The sequence below is a fragment of the Thermoflavifilum thermophilum genome, from assembly GCF_900116565.1.
In the GTDB taxonomy this organism is placed as follows: Bacteria; Bacteroidota; Bacteroidia; order Chitinophagales; family Chitinophagaceae; genus Thermoflavifilum; species Thermoflavifilum thermophilum.
In genome coordinates, this window is the sequence record NZ_FPCJ01000001.1 from 2,696,873 (window position 1) to 2,711,581 (window position 14,709).

The following is a 14,709-nucleotide window of genomic DNA, read 5'->3' on the forward strand; positions in this document are numbered from 1 at the left end:
ATTGCTCAATGGCCAGCGAGCAAGATTACAATTTATGGTTTCATCTTTAATATCTTTTTACGATGCCCTACCAATATAGCCAGTTTAATTCCTTGTTGCCCTATCAGCAACACTACGCGCTGTACAACAGCTTCACCCAGAAAGTCATTTTCCTGGAACCTTTTTTAAAAGATTTACTACAGGCTGCCATTCATGAAGGGGTGGATCAACTGCAACAGTTTCATCCCCCATTGTATCAGTATCTCATCCAGGAAGAGTTTCTGGTACCAGAAGGCACCGACGAGGTGGAGAAAGTAAAGCAGCTGGTGCGTCAGGTGGATGAAGATGAAAGTATTTTTTTGCTCACGATTAATCCCACGCTTAACTGCAATTTCAAATGCTGGTATTGCTATGAAACCCATCTGAAACAATCGCGCCTCACACCAGAAAGCATCGATAAAATCAATAAGCTGATCAGTCGTATTGCCGTACGCCCGAAATTGAAAGAGTTCAATCTGTCGTTTTTCGGCGGTGAGCCGCTGTTGTATTTCCACAAGCAGGTGGTACCCATTATCGAGCATTTTTACCAGACCTGTGAAAGAGAAAGTAAACGTTATGGCATCAGCTTTACAACCAACGGTTATTTAATTGACGATGATTTCATTCGCTTTTTTGACGAACGGCACCTGCGCTGCAGCCTGCAAATCACGCTCGATGGCCATCGCCAGCATCATGATACCGTGCGTTTTGTACATGCGCAAAAAGGTTCTTATGATCAGATTGTGCAAAACATTCATTTGCTTGTGCAAAATGGCTTCTTTGTGCGCGTGCGTATCAACTACACTGCTAAAAACTTAGCCGAATGTTATCGCATTGCCGACGATTTGTGTGATATAGATCGGTCGCTTACCGATGCATACATGTTGGTGGATTTTCATCGCGTATGGCAGGATCAAGAAGGTGATTTGTTTGATTTGCTGAACCAAGTTTTGCAATATTTTCGTGCCAGGGGGTTGAAAGTAGAAAATCGCTACTCGCCCAACAATGTATGGCATTCCTGCTATGCAGACAAACGAAACAGCGCGGTGGTGAATTATGATGGCAATGTATTCAAGTGCACGGCACGCGATTTTGCGAAGGTGCATCGGGAAGGATATGTGAATGAAGAAGGCGAATTGGTGTGGGAAAACAATTCGTTGGAACGTCGCATGCAGGCGAAGTTTCAGAATCCCCCCTGTTTGAAATGTCGCCTGTTGCCCTTGTGTAATGGGGGTTGTTCGCAGCATGCGCTGGAAGCCCTCGAGGAAGGCAAGCCATATTGTGTATATGGTGGTGATGAACACGAAAAAGATCGTGTGATATTGCAAAAGATTCAGGAAATCGCAGAAGCTCATGCTTTGGCGCAAACGCAAACGGTTTAAACTCTTTCATCAGCTCGATAGTACGGATTGTGGCCCGGCCTGTCTGGCCATGGTGGCTTATTATTACGGACTGCATTACACAGTAGCACAGCTGAAAAAATATTGTGAAGTAACGCGCTCGGGCGTGTCCGTTCGCGATATTCTCACCGGTGCCCGCGCGATTGGCCTGCCTGGCGATGCTTATCGGGTAGCCGTAGATTATGCATCCCAACTGCCTGTGCCCAGCATTCTTCACTGGAAGCAAGATCATTTTGTGGTATTGTATCGCATCAACAAGCTGGGCCACCAAACGCATTACTATATTGCCGATCCGGCTTATGGCAAAATCAGGCTCGATGAAGAAATTTTCATTAAAGAATGGGCCGGGAGTGCCGATAGTGGGGTGGCAATGTGGTTTGAACAACCCGATGCGGAGGCTTATGAAAAACAAAAGCAAGTGCCCCGCGAGCGCAAGCCTTATCTGATCCTGCAGCCAGTATGGCAATATGTAAAGACGCATGCACGCATCTATGCGGGCGGACTGTTGCTGATGGGCGTGATTACGGTATGCAACTGGCTGATGCCACTGGTCTTTAAAAGGCTGATTGATGTGGGCATAGGCCAGAAAGCCATGGATTGGGTGATTGCTTTGCTGCTGGCTCAGTTTGGATTGTTTTTAGGATCGTTTGTGGCCGATACTATTAGCCAGTATATGTTCACCCGAACCAATTTTCGACTCAGTATTTTGCTGCAACATCATTTCTTTCATAAATTGCTTCGCCTGCCTGTGCAGTATTTTGATACGCGACTCAATATGGAAACCCTGCAGCGCAAAGGCGATCTGGATACACTTCAACGTTTCTTCACCTGGCATGGCATTGAAGTGATCTTTGTACTGGCCAATATCATTGTATTCAGTGCATTGTTGTATTATCTTGATCCGATCATTTTTGGGTTATTCTGGTTGTTTAGCATACTGGCAATTATATGGGCGGCTTTGTTTTTAGGCAAACGCAGAATATTGGAATATGCATTATTTTTACGACAATCTGATTTTGGTAACTATCTGTATGAATTCATCATGCACATGCCCGAAATTAAAATCAATGTAGCCCAGCATCGGTTTATTGCCAAACTCATTCATCATCAAGAGAAGCTGAATCATTTGCGATTGCGCTCACTGGAGCTAAACATTGGTCAGTTGGTGGGCGTTTCCTTTTTTAATAAAATCAAAGAAATTGCCGCCATTGCTCTTTGTGCATATCTCATTGTACACGACCGGATGACCATCGGCACGTTGCTGAGCATTACTTATGTGATGGGTCAACTCAATGCTCCGGTAAGCAATCTGTTAGGTTATTTGAAAGAAACGCAGGATATGCAGATTGCCAACCAGCGCATCAATGATGTGTATTTGCAGCCGGAAGAAGATCAGCATAAAAAAATGTTACCCGAAGATTTTTGCATTGAAAAAATCAGCGTGCAGCATCTTTCTTTTAAATATCCCGGATCCTTTCATCCTTTTGTGTTGCATGATATTGATTTTGAGATGTTACGTGGGCAAAAAATGGCATTGGTGGGTGAAACAGGCAGTGGCAAGACCACTCTGCTGAAGCTTTTGCTGGGCTATTATCAACCCCAGAAAGGAAATATTGTTTTGTGTGGCCATTTAGCTGCTGAAACCGGAACAGAAAGCGGCTTTGATTTACATGATCTTGTTCCCGACAGCTGGCGCAAGCGTTGTGGTGTGGTGATGCAGGATGGTGTGCTGTTCAGCGGCACCATACTCGATAACATTGCTTTTGGAGAAGAGCAGCCGGATATGGAAAAAGTACAATATGCAGCCCATGTGGCGTGTATTGATCAATATATTGAAAGCCTGCCGATGAAATATCATACCAAGGTGGGCAATATTGGCACCACGCTTAGTGGCGGGCAGCGTCAGCGTTTGCTGATTGCTCGTGCTGTATATCGCAATCAACCTTTTTTGTTTCTGGATGAAGCCACTACTTATCTGGATGCGCAAAACGAAGAAATCATCATCGAGCGGCTGCGCCAGTATTATGCGGAGAAAACCGTGTTTGTCATTGCACATCGCTTAAGCACGGTGAAAGATGCTGATCAGATTCTGGTGATGCGCGAAGGCCGTATCGTTGAACGCGGTACACACGAAGAACTTGTATATGAAAGAGGATATTACTTCACCCTCGTGAAAAATCAACTGGAATTGGGTGTAGGATAAAATATCCATGAAAAACAACAAGCATTTGAAAAATTATCTGTCATGAAACACATACACTACAGCTTGGTTTTTTTGTTTGTCGTCCTTTCACAACCGCTATGGTCGCAGGTTGCGTTGCGTGTGCAGTTGCAGGATTCCACAAAGCAACCTCTTGGAGGCGCTGCTTTACTGGTGCGCGATAGTGCACATGTGTATTCGGCTATTTCCGACTCATCGGGTATGGCCTTGCTATCTCTCCCCCATGCAGGCAAATACGCTTTGCATATAAGCTTGCTCGGATATCAACCTATCGATACCGTATTACCCATTTTTTCCGGTGGATCGTTCATTCCATTTGTACTTCATGCTTCACCTCATGCCTTATCTGAAGTGGTTGTACGCACGGAAAATATAGCCATCCAGCAACAAGGCGAAAAATTCATCCTGCATTTTGTGAATCCGAATTTTGTACAAGGACGTTCTATTTGGGATGTACTTAAAACCTCTCCGCTGATTCAGGTGGATGAGAATGACCAGCTGAGTGTGTTAGGCAATGGCAATGTGATAATTTTCATCAATGGAAAAAGGCAGTATATTTCCATGCAGGCGCTGGTGCAGATGTTGAAAGGCAGGCCGGCAGATGATATTCAGCAGCTGGAAATTATTCCCGTGCCTACGGCTGAATACAATGCACCGACCGGGTCGGCCATCATCAATATTGTTTTCAAAAAAAGCAGCAACTACACCAAAGGATATGTAAACAGTACCACCGTGTATCGCAACTTATTCACACAAATGTTGGCGGCCGGCATCACGCACCAGAAAGGTACATGGAGTTACGATATCAACCTGGATGGAAGCTATAACCAGGCCCAAATCAGGCAAACATCCACATTTACCGATCCCCAACTGCCTCTGGAATGGGCATCCACGCAAAACACAAAAATCAGCTATCCCAATCTGGATGGAAGCATACAACTCACCTATCAGCCCGGGAAAAACAGCGAATTATCGCTCTTTCATGAAAGTTATTACGCTTCAGCCAATCCCGATCATTACACTCAGCAAACCTTTACTCACTACCTGCAAACCATGAACAATGGACAGGATTCATCTGACCAATCGTTTATCAACAACAAACTAAATTATTACGAAGCCAATAGTGTGCTGCAATATAGCTGGACTCAGCCTGCGCAACAGAAAAAACTGGAATTTATTCTCAGCCATGTGTATGTTTCTTATGCACAAAGTCATCAATATGCTTTTGAAAACTACCAATCAAGCCAATTGAAGTCGTCAACCAACCTGTATCAGGATATGCCTGCTTTCAACAACAATATTGCTGCACGGATTAGTTATACCCAACCCGTATCTCAGAAAGTTATCTTATCGGCAGGCGCAGAATATACCCATTCTTATGCGCACAATCGGGTAAACTGGTCGCAGTTCATGGGTGGGCAATATGTTTCTATAGATAGCCTGAATATTTTATATCAATTACCGGAAGATGTGTTTGAAGGATTTTTCAATGTTCGGATGCTTTTGAGCCAGAAATTTATGCTGAATGCAGGTTTACGGGCTTCGCATACCCATGATGACGGCAAGTTGAACGGTACATCGGTTTATCGAAGAGATTACAACAATTTTATTCCCATACTGCAATTCACCTATCAACTTTCAGCCAATCATCAATTCAGTTATGCACTTGAAGATGGCGTATATCGTCCCACGTTCTGGGATCTGGTACCTTTCTTTAAATACAGTTCCAGCAATGTAGTGGATCAGAATGCATCATCTCTTGACAAAGTAACCTATTTTAAAAACTATCTTACCTACACTTTACGACAGAAGCATGTTTTTATGTTGTATAACAACTTTCAGTACCATGTGGTTTCACAAAATGGTTATCCATATCTGAATCCAGATGGGAAATTAGTATTCGCCTCCACGAATTTGAAATATGATGATTTAGCTTCTATTAGCTACAATTCATCTTATGCATTTTTCAAAGGTATCTGGAATTGGAATCCTTACATTTATATCACGTATCATGTCATTCGGGGTAAAGACAGTACGGCCTTTCTGGATAATCATAGGTTCTGGACGGGTCTATTATTCACCAATCAATTGGTGCTTTCCCGGAAAAAAGCCTGGTTTGCGCAGGTTTACACGGGTTTTACATCTCCCATAATTGGGGATGCCAGTTTTTACAAGCAATTGCATGCGCAATTGCAGCTCAACATTAGCCTGATGAAGCGAATCAAAAACTGGACATTTTTGTTGATGGCCAATGATTTGCTCAATACCAATCAATTTCAAACACGGCGATATATTTTCCAGAATCCGATGATTGACTATCGGGTACAACAGTATTATTTGATGCCGCAGTTTGCCGTGCGTATTAGTTGGAATTTTGGTAATCAAAAAGTCTCGGCCGGAGAGGTCAATCAGCAGACAATTCAGGAAATCAAACGCAGAGCGGGTGTGAATCTGTAAAAAAAATTGTATTTTACTCATCAAAATCTTCGTCTATGCCATCATTCATTCAACCCTTGCAAACCGATGAAGAGGGCCGCCTGATGGGCGGTTTCTCCCCTGCATTTGCCATCACCGCAACCAATCCGCATTGTGCGGATACCCAAATGGCAAACAATTGCCAGGGAGGCAACTGTCCACAACATTGTACACCCACGCACTACACTGTTGATACAACCATATTGCATGGCAAAAATGTGACGAACAATTGCATGCAGAATTGTGCAAAGGGTTGTGATTCTATACGCACGCATGTGGGCATTTCCGTGATGCCGGCACACCCAGTCGGGCACTGATTATATGTTTAGCGGAAAATGTGCTTGTAAGCTTCAGGGAGTGTGGTGCCCCGGATCGGACTCGAACCGATACGGTATTGCTACCACTGGATTTTGAGTCCAGCGCGTCTACCAATTCCGCCACCAGGGCTGATACGCAAAGAGCATAACGTTGAAGGCAGGTGCAAAGCTATAGAAAAATCTTTGAATGAAAAATGAAATCAGCTTTCTGCCATCTTCCAATCGCCTCTCGCACTGGGTGTTACACGCAGATCGGTAAATGCACCTGCCAGATATTGATGATAAGCCATAAAACCAATCATCCCAGCATTGTCGGTACAATATTGAAAATCCGGAATGTATGCATGCCACCCGCGCTTCTCAGCTTCCTCCAGCAGTCTTTTCCGCAAACCCTTGTTGGCACTCACCCCGCCGGCAATGCAAACTTCCCGGATACCCGTATCTTCAGCGGCTTTTATCAGTTTCTGCATCAAAATGTCGATAATCGTTTGCTGCACAGATGCGCAGATATCGGGGAGATTTTTTTCGATGAACGATGCATCCTCTGCAGATTGTTCTCTTAGAAAATATAGAATGGCCGTTTTCAATCCGCTGAAGCTATAATCATATCCCGGCACTTGTGGGCGGGGAAAATGAAAGCGATGGGGATTGCCCTGCTGGGCATACCGGTCGATGAGCGGGCCGCCGGGATAAGGCAGTCCCAGTAGTTTGGCCGTTTTATCGAAGGCTTCGCCTGCAGCATCGTCGATGGTTTGCCCGATGATTTCCATGTCCAGATAATCTTTGCACAACACAATTTGTGTATGGCCGCCCGAAACGGTTAAACAAAGAAAGGGGAATGACGGACGAGGTTCATCAATGCAATTGGCGAGTACATGCGCTTTCATGTGGTGCACAGCAATCAGGGGAATGTTTAGCGCAACAGCCAGTGCCTTGGCAAACGATGCGCCTACCAGCAGGGAGCCAATTAAGCCGGGACTCTGGGTAAAAGCAATGGCCTGCAGCTCATTTTTTTCCACACCTGCCTGTTTCAATGCCAGATCCACTACCGGTACGATGTTTTGCATGTGGGCCCGCGAAGCCAGTTCGGGCACTACACCACCATATTGTTCATGTATTTTTTGATTGGCAATCAGATTAGCCAGTACTTTGCCATCGCGGATAACGGCTGCACTGGTTTCATCGCACGACGACTCAATGGCCAACAAAGTAATGGTTTTATTTACAGGATTTGCATGATGAAGATTTGTTTTACCTGCATCATTCATCGCAATATGAGTTTTAGGTTAATTGCTTTTGGTAAGTTTGGGAACCTGTCTCAATGTGGGTTCATGCAGCATGTCTGTCATCACGTGCAGGGTTTCCATGAGATAAGGATCATGCACATAAGAACGCATCAGGTCACGATAAATGATCTTTCTTGTGCTATCTGCATTGATATATGATTCATCAACCGGCAGATAATGAATATCGATGGATGGCACCATTTTATTCACTTCATCCATTCGTTTGATAGCCTGCTGATTTTGCTGCTGCCAGGCTTTGTAAGCGTCAATATTCAACGGATAGGTTTTCACTTCATCCATTTTTTTCAGATAGGCAACGTTTTCGTTTATTAATTGGAAAATGCGACTGGTATCGAGCCGTTTTTCACTCAAAGCTTTCAGGAAAGGAACATCCACAGGTTGTGACCATGTGGTGTAGCTGGCAGGAGCGATCTGATCCCATTTCATGGCATCCGAGTCGGTTCGTTCACCTACACTGAAATAATTATCGGGCAACACGATATCAGAGCTCACACCTTTTAATTGGGTAGAACCTCCGTTGATGCGGTAAAACTTCTGAATGGTAATTTTCAATGAACCCAATGAACCACCTAAGTCAGACTGATTACCGGCATAAAAATCATCTAAGTCAATCATACGTTGCACAGTGCCTTTGCCATAGGTAGAGGGGCTGCCCACGATGACTGCCCGTTTGTAATCCTGCATGGCTGCCGCAAAAATTTCGGATGCAGAGGCACTGTATTCATTCACCATGACGGCCAGAGGGCCACTGTAATCCACCTGGTTGTTATGACTTTTCAGCACCTGGATATTGCCATCTCCTGAACGCACCTGCACCACAGGCCCGGCTGGCACAAACAAACCAGCTATATTGATGGCATCAGAAAGAGAGCCCCCACCATTGAATCGCAAATCAATGATAATACCATCCACATGTTCAGCTTTCAGTTTATTCACTTCTTTCTGCATATCCTTCCAGCTTTCACCACCCATGCCGTTATTGAAAGGTGCATAGAATTCCGGTAAATTGATAATGCCCCAGCGATGACCATCCCAGTCAATCAGATAGGATTTTGCAAAAGTGGCATCAATGCGCACTTCACCCCGTTGTATGGCAATGGTTTTGATGGTACCATCGGGATGCTTGACGGTAAGCTTCACGATGGTGTTTTTATCACCCCTGATTAGTTTCACTGCATCTTCTACACTATAGCCCGTGAGATCTACAGCCGCACTATCGCCTTGAGCGACTTTTAAAATAATATCACCTGCTTTTAATTCACCTTGCTTCCAGGCAGGGCCTCCGGTAACAATGCTTGCAATTTTGATTTTTCCATCTTCCTGCTGCAAAAGAGCCCCAATGCCATAGAAAGTACCCGACATTTGTTCATTGAAATATCGCTGATCCTGCGGTGGCATATATTCTGTATGCGGATCCATCGTGGTAGTAATTGCGTTCACAAACCACGAAAAACGTTCATCTTCAGTATAGGTTTTCCTGATTCTTTCAAAAAACAGATCCATGTTCTTTTTTACGTCTTCTCTGGCCTGAGCTTCCAGCTCATTATAGGTTTTCGGTGTATATCCCGCGGAGTCCTTTTGTTTTTTCTCTTCAATGGATTGCAATTCCACGAGGCGATCGAGCGTCTTGTATTTCAAAAATTTATACCAGGCTTCTCTTCTCTCCTGCTCATTGGCTGGATAGTTCTGATGATCACTGTCCAGCACAATGGAATCCTGTTCATGAAAATCAAACGGATGCGACAGTATTTCAGGGTAATATTGCGCCACCTCAGCTACGCGCTTGTCGAAAATGGCGTTAGCTAACTTGAAAAAGTCCAGCGGTTCATTGGTATTGATTTCATCATCAATCCGGTATTCAAATGTTTTCAATTCGTTTAAATCGGATTGCAGGAAAATATTCTTTTGTGGATCGAGCTGATTCAAGTATTTGTAGAATACTTCTTTGGAAAAAGCGTCGTCAATAGGTTTGGGATGATAATGAGCTCTTTTCAGAATCAATCCCACCATGCTTACAATGAGTTTTTCCCGATCGGGAGGATTTGTTTTTTTGTGAAAAGCGTTAAATGCCAGCACTACGGTGGCTCCGCCCAGCAGGATAGCGCCTGCAATCAGAATACGTATTTTCATTTTTTTACTCATTCGGCTTCAACAAAATTAACAGAATGTGCATCGCTGCAGATCAAGCTATGGAAATTAACAAAAGATTATTGATTTCTGTTGCTTTCTCACAGGCAAGATACTATGATTTTAGGGAAACTACATCATGCATGCTGCAAATATGCGACAAAAAGCCCGCCAGGCGAGCGGTTTGCATAAACCTGCATGCTTCTCAGGCCAGGGTTTCCGCTGGGACTGCTGCAGCATCTGCTATTCTGCGGCCAAGCAGACTTCTTTACCTACCATCGGGCAGCCTGTTTCAAGGGCCGCATTCCTGTTCAATCCCCATTCCTTCCGATTGATTCTGCCCTGTAAGCTGAATCCAACCTTCGGTTTATCCCGGGATCTTTTACGCTGCCTTCATTATGTACCTGGAAACCAACCTTTCGGGCGATGCCCTTTATGGTGAGTTCTCCATGCAGTTCATAATCGCAATCATCGTTCAGCTTGCGGAAACAACATCCTTCAGATTTGCATCCCTATCAGCATTGCCCGTTTCAATGCCATCAACCTGTATGGCAAACATGATACAAGCATCCTGAAAATCTTCTGCTAAATCGCAGGCTTCTACATGGAATTTCCTGAAATAACCGTCACATAACTGACTATGAGATGTTTTACGCGAAAACTCGCTTCGCTGTGCGCAAAGCCTGGTACCTATTTTTGCTGTTGTGCTTATTTAAATGGTTTTTACTATTACAAGTTTTGTTGTAACAATAAAATAGGTAAAAAATTTTATCCCCTCAATTTATCCAGCAAATGACTTAAAGATGCAGCTTCCCGCTCCGATAAGCGTCCTTTCAGTGTTTCGTGAGTTTGCTCCATCATGTGATTCATTTTTTCCAGGAGTTCAATGCCTGCCTGGGTAAGGGTTATATCCATTTTTCTGCGGTTGGTTGGACAAAGATTGCGCTGGATCAAACCTTTCCTCTCCAGCTTGTCGAGCAGGCGAGTGAGATCGTTGGCTTTATCCAGCATCACTTCCTTGATTTCGCCCGGACATACAGGCTTGGGATGACGTCCCCTGAGAATGCGCATCACATTGAAATGTTGGGGCAATAAATCGAAAGGCTTCAGTATTCTCACCTGCTCGTCGCGCAGGCAATTGGCTGTATAGATGAGGTTTACCAGCGCCTTCTGGTAAACATCCTGAAATTTCGATTGTTTGATGGCTTCTTCAATTCGGGTCATATCAACCTAAATATGAAAGCAAAGATAAAATAAATATTTATTTGTTGTAACAAAATTCGAAAATTAGTTAGATTTTCTTTCACCAAATATCAGGCTGCCGATGCGCACCATGGTGCTACCCTCCTCCACCGCAATCCGATAATCGTGACTCATGCCCATGGATAGCTCGCTGAAGTCTGGATTATCGGAAAAATATGTTTGTTTGAGTTGATCAAATAAAAGTTTCAGGTAATGGAATTCATTTCGGATAACTTCTAAGTTGTCAGTGAAAGTAGCCATACCCATCAGTCCGATGATTCGGGCATGTGGCCAGGCCTGGTGTTGTTTCAGCAACTCATGCAGGGAAGCCTCATCCAGTCCGAATTTGGTTTTTTCTTTGGCGATATGAACCTGCAACATCACCGGTATTGTGCGTTGGCATTTTTCAGCCTGGCGGTCAATTTCCTGCAGCACTCGGATACTGTCAACCGATTGAATGCAGTGGATAAAAGGAGCTATATACTTTACCTTATTGGTTTGCAGATGACCGATGAAATGCCAGCGGATATCTTTAGGCAATACTTTTTGTTTGGATACTAACTCTTGTACGTAGTTTTCGCCAAAATCACGCTGTCCTTTTTCATACAAGGCAAGAATAGCATCAGTTGGGAAGGTCTTGGAAACGGCAATCAGCTTCACGTTGCGGGGTTGCAATTCCTGCAGCAGTTGCCGGTAGGCTGAGAAATCAACAGAGGCCATGTCGCAAAGATAAGGTTTAGCCGTGCTGTTGGAGGATATGCCGGCTGATGATCAGTCGCTGGATTTCGGAAGTCCCTTCATAAATCTGGGTGATTTTGGCATCGCGCATCATCCGTTCCACATGATATTCTTTCACATAGCCATAGCCGCCGTGAATCTGTACGGCTTCGATGGTTGCCCACATGGCCACTTCAGAAGCGTATAATTTGGCCATGGAGCTATACAAGCCAAAAGGCCGGTTCTGGTCTTTTTCCCAGGCAGCCTTCCACACCAGCCTGCGGGCTGCTTCTATGCGGGTGGCCATGTCGGCCAGCTTGAACTGAATGGCCTGGTGTTGAGCTATAGGCACCCCAAACGCTTTTCTTTGCGTAGCATAGTGCAATGCCCGTTCATAAGCTCCGGCTGCAATACCCAGCGCCTGTGCAGCAATCCCAATGCGTCCGCCTTCGAGGGTCCTCATGGCAAACTTAAACCCAAAGCCATCTTCGCCTATGCGGTTTTCTTTGGGTACTTTCACATCTTGAAAAGTAACAGAGCGGGTATCGCTGCCACGAATTCCCATTTTATTTTCTTTAGGACCCAGAATTACGCCTGGCCAATCGCTTTCCACAATAAAGGTGTTGATGCCATGGCTGCCCCGTTCGGGATGGGTTTGTGCCATGACCAGGAACACTTTGGCAATGCCGGCATTGGTAATCCAGTTTTTTACCCCGTTAAGCAAGTAATAATCCCCACAATCCTGAGCGGTGGTATGCTGAGCTGAAGCATCTGAACCGGCCTCGGGTTCGCTCAGCAAAAAAGCCCCCAAACATGCTCCCTTTGCCAGCGGATTTAAATACCGTTGTTTCTGTTCTTCTGTACCATATTCCTGAATGCCCCAGCAAACCAGTGAGTTATTGACACTCATACACACAGCGGCAGAGGCATCTACCTTTGAAATTTCTTCCATAGCCAATACATAGGATAAGGTATCAAGCCCGGCACCCCCGTATTCGGTACGCACCATCATGCCCATAAAACCCAGATCGGCCATTTTGCGGATCAGTTCTTCAGGAAAATACTGATGTTCATCCCGATCAATCACGCCCGGCAGCAGTTCCTGTTCTGCAAAATCCTTTGCTGCCTTTCGAATCATCTGATGTTCTTCTGATAAAACAAAATCCATTGTCCGATTTTTTAAGCAAACTTAATGAGAAATCAGCGCCGGAATAGAAAGCCGTTTAAAATTAGAAACCATTTATGGATCAACGTTTTCATCAAGATAAATGTTTAATAAAGCCTTACATTCATTGCAAAAACTTTGGATAAAAAGCCATATATGCATTTTTCTGCATGATGATGGATAAGTTCTTGGCTAAAGTTCTGTTATATTTGCGTAAATGGCTAATTATGCGTGATAAGAAAGTGTTTGTGAATGCTGAAATAAGTACATTAAAACGATTGCTGATACATAGTCCCGACAGTGGGCTTGGTAAAGTAGTACCATCGAAAGCGCAAGACTGGTTGTTTGAAGATATTGTGCATCTGGATCAGATGCGCAGGAATGAATATGATTATTTTGTGAAAATATTGCTTTATTTTCTGGATACAAAAAAAATAAAAGGACGAGTCAGAGAAATTGATCATCCGGCGCAGCAACGTAATTTCTACAAGCCCGGTCATCCTGATTTTCATCATTCAGATAAGGTAATTGAGTTTGAATCTTTACTTATTGATATCCTGGATGATGAAGAAATACGTCCTACATTGATTGCTTCCGTTTGTGCCATTGAAGGATGTACTTATCAGATTGAACAACAATTGATGCGCCTGCCATCTATAGAGCTTGCCAAAACTTTACTGAATGGCACCTTGCCCGATAATCATCAAATGATTTTTGCACCGTTGCCTAATTTGATTTTTACACGTGACCTGGGTGTAGTCATCAAAGATCATATCATTCTCAACAAACCAGCAAAGCTTCCCCGCGTACGTGAAGCATTGATCGCCAAATATTTGTTTTACCATCATCCTTATTTTGAGCAATATCACAACCGTATCATCGAACTTCCCAACAGTGAGTACCATTTTTTATTGCCCGACGGTGAAAAAGATTACAAAAGAGTTACGCTTGAAGGAGGCGATATCATGATGGTAAGTCCTGATCATGTATTGATTGGTTGCAGCGAACGTACCACCATGTATGCTGCCAATCAACTAACGCGGTTATTGTTTGAAAAAAATCTGGTATCCAAGGCAACCGTGATCAAAATTCCACCCAAACGACAGTTCATGCACATTGATACTATTTTCACGCAGGTTAAAAAAGATACCTGGGTATTGCTGGGTTCTTTATCACGCGAAGGTGAAGAACTGGAAAAAAAAGAAATTCTTGAAAGTTTACTGGATACCCATGTCAGCGATCAGCTGGTGATCCTGCAGTTTACCCGTGGCCGAGAAGATAAACCGGTTCGTTTTGATTATCTGGAAGACTTGCTGGATGATATCAGCCAGAATGATTTGCGGTGCTCCTCTCCTACCCGCTTTATTTATTCTGGAAACAATGAATTTCCTTATGGCGATCGCGAACAATGGACGGATTCCTGCAATGTGCTGGCTATCCGCGAAGGAGTGGTGCTGGGATACGACCGGAATACACGCACGGCTGAAGCTTTTCAGCAGGCAGGTTTTCAGGTGATATGTGCAGAGCAACTGATTGAAGCTTTTGAACAACAAACGTTGCAACCCGATGAATTGCAAGATACCCTGATTCTGATTCCATCGGCAGAGCTTTCACGGGCGCGCGGCGGGCCTCATTGCATGAGCATGCCCTTGTTGCGTGAAAGTATATGAAGTTGAATACCAGTTCGTTTATCAGAAGTGTTTGTCTATGACTGCATTTG

10 protein-coding genes and 1 tRNA gene are annotated in these 14,709 nt (G+C 44.2%); 5 read left to right on the forward strand and 6 right to left on the reverse strand.

Annotation, left to right across the window (positions count from 1 at the left end; all coding sequences use genetic code 11):
• Window positions 1-62 precede the first annotated feature (62 nt).
• The 4 genes from BM367_RS11435 to BM367_RS11450 are packed head-to-tail and all read left to right on the forward strand — an operon-like array spanning window position 63 to window position 6,431.
• Entirely contained in the window at window positions 63-1,400 is a 1,338-nt protein-coding gene (locus BM367_RS11435; protein ID WP_092460621.1) for a radical SAM/SPASM domain-containing protein, read from the forward strand.
• Window positions 1,372-3,621 carry a peptidase domain-containing ABC transporter gene (locus tag BM367_RS11440; protein WP_092460623.1) on the forward strand — a complete coding sequence of 750 codons (2,250 nt, stop codon included), beginning with the start codon at window positions 1,372-1,374 and terminating at the stop codon, window positions 3,619-3,621. The genes BM367_RS11435 and BM367_RS11440 overlap by 29 nt, the downstream gene beginning before the upstream one ends.
• Window positions 3,622-3,663: 42 nt before the next feature.
• Window positions 3,664-6,096 (forward strand): outer membrane beta-barrel protein, encoded by a 2,433-nt coding sequence (locus BM367_RS11445; protein ID WP_092460625.1) that lies wholly within the window; start codon window positions 3,664-3,666, stop codon window positions 6,094-6,096.
• A gap of 35 nt (window positions 6,097-6,131) precedes the next feature.
• On the forward strand, window positions 6,132-6,431 hold the full coding sequence (locus BM367_RS11450) for a hypothetical protein (protein WP_092460626.1): 300 nt from the start codon (window positions 6,132-6,134) through the stop codon (window positions 6,429-6,431).
• Window positions 6,432-6,474: 43 nt separating this feature from the next.
• On the opposite strand, the gene BM367_RS11455 is transcribed toward BM367_RS11450, so the two are convergent.
• The 6 genes from BM367_RS11455 to BM367_RS11480 form a co-directional block, all read right to left on the reverse strand.
• A tRNA-Leu gene (locus tag BM367_RS11455) sits at window positions 6,475-6,561 on the reverse strand.
• Between the two features lie 70 nt (window positions 6,562-6,631).
• A complete protein-coding gene (tsaD, locus tag BM367_RS11460; RefSeq protein ID WP_092460628.1) occupies window positions 6,632-7,699 on the reverse strand; it encodes a tRNA (adenosine(37)-N6)-threonylcarbamoyltransferase complex transferase subunit TsaD in 1,068 nt (355 codons plus the stop codon).
• A gap of 18 nt (window positions 7,700-7,717) precedes the next feature.
• Window positions 7,718-9,868, reverse strand: coding sequence for a carboxy terminal-processing peptidase (locus BM367_RS11465; protein ID WP_245759976.1), 2,151 nt, complete (start codon window positions 9,866-9,868; stop codon window positions 7,718-7,720).
• Window positions 9,869-10,633: 765 nt separating this feature from the next.
• Complete coding sequence (locus BM367_RS11470) at window positions 10,634-11,089, reverse strand: MarR family winged helix-turn-helix transcriptional regulator (protein WP_092460632.1); 456 nt, start codon at window positions 11,087-11,089, stop codon at window positions 10,634-10,636.
• 63 nt (window positions 11,090-11,152) lie between these two features.
• Complete coding sequence (locus BM367_RS11475) at window positions 11,153-11,827, reverse strand: YggS family pyridoxal phosphate-dependent enzyme (protein ID WP_092460634.1); 675 nt, start codon at window positions 11,825-11,827, stop codon at window positions 11,153-11,155.
• A gap of 16 nt (window positions 11,828-11,843) precedes the next feature.
• Window positions 11,844-12,992 (reverse strand): acyl-CoA dehydrogenase, encoded by a 1,149-nt coding sequence (locus BM367_RS11480; protein ID WP_092460636.1) that lies wholly within the window; start codon window positions 12,990-12,992, stop codon window positions 11,844-11,846.
• Window positions 12,993-13,216: 224 nt separating this feature from the next.
• Between BM367_RS11480 and BM367_RS11485 the strand changes: the two genes are divergently transcribed.
• Window positions 13,217-14,659: an arginine deiminase family protein gene (locus tag BM367_RS11485; RefSeq protein WP_092460638.1), complete on the forward strand. Its 1,443-nt coding sequence runs from the start codon at window positions 13,217-13,219 to the stop codon at window positions 14,657-14,659.
• Window positions 14,660-14,709 lie beyond the last annotated feature (50 nt).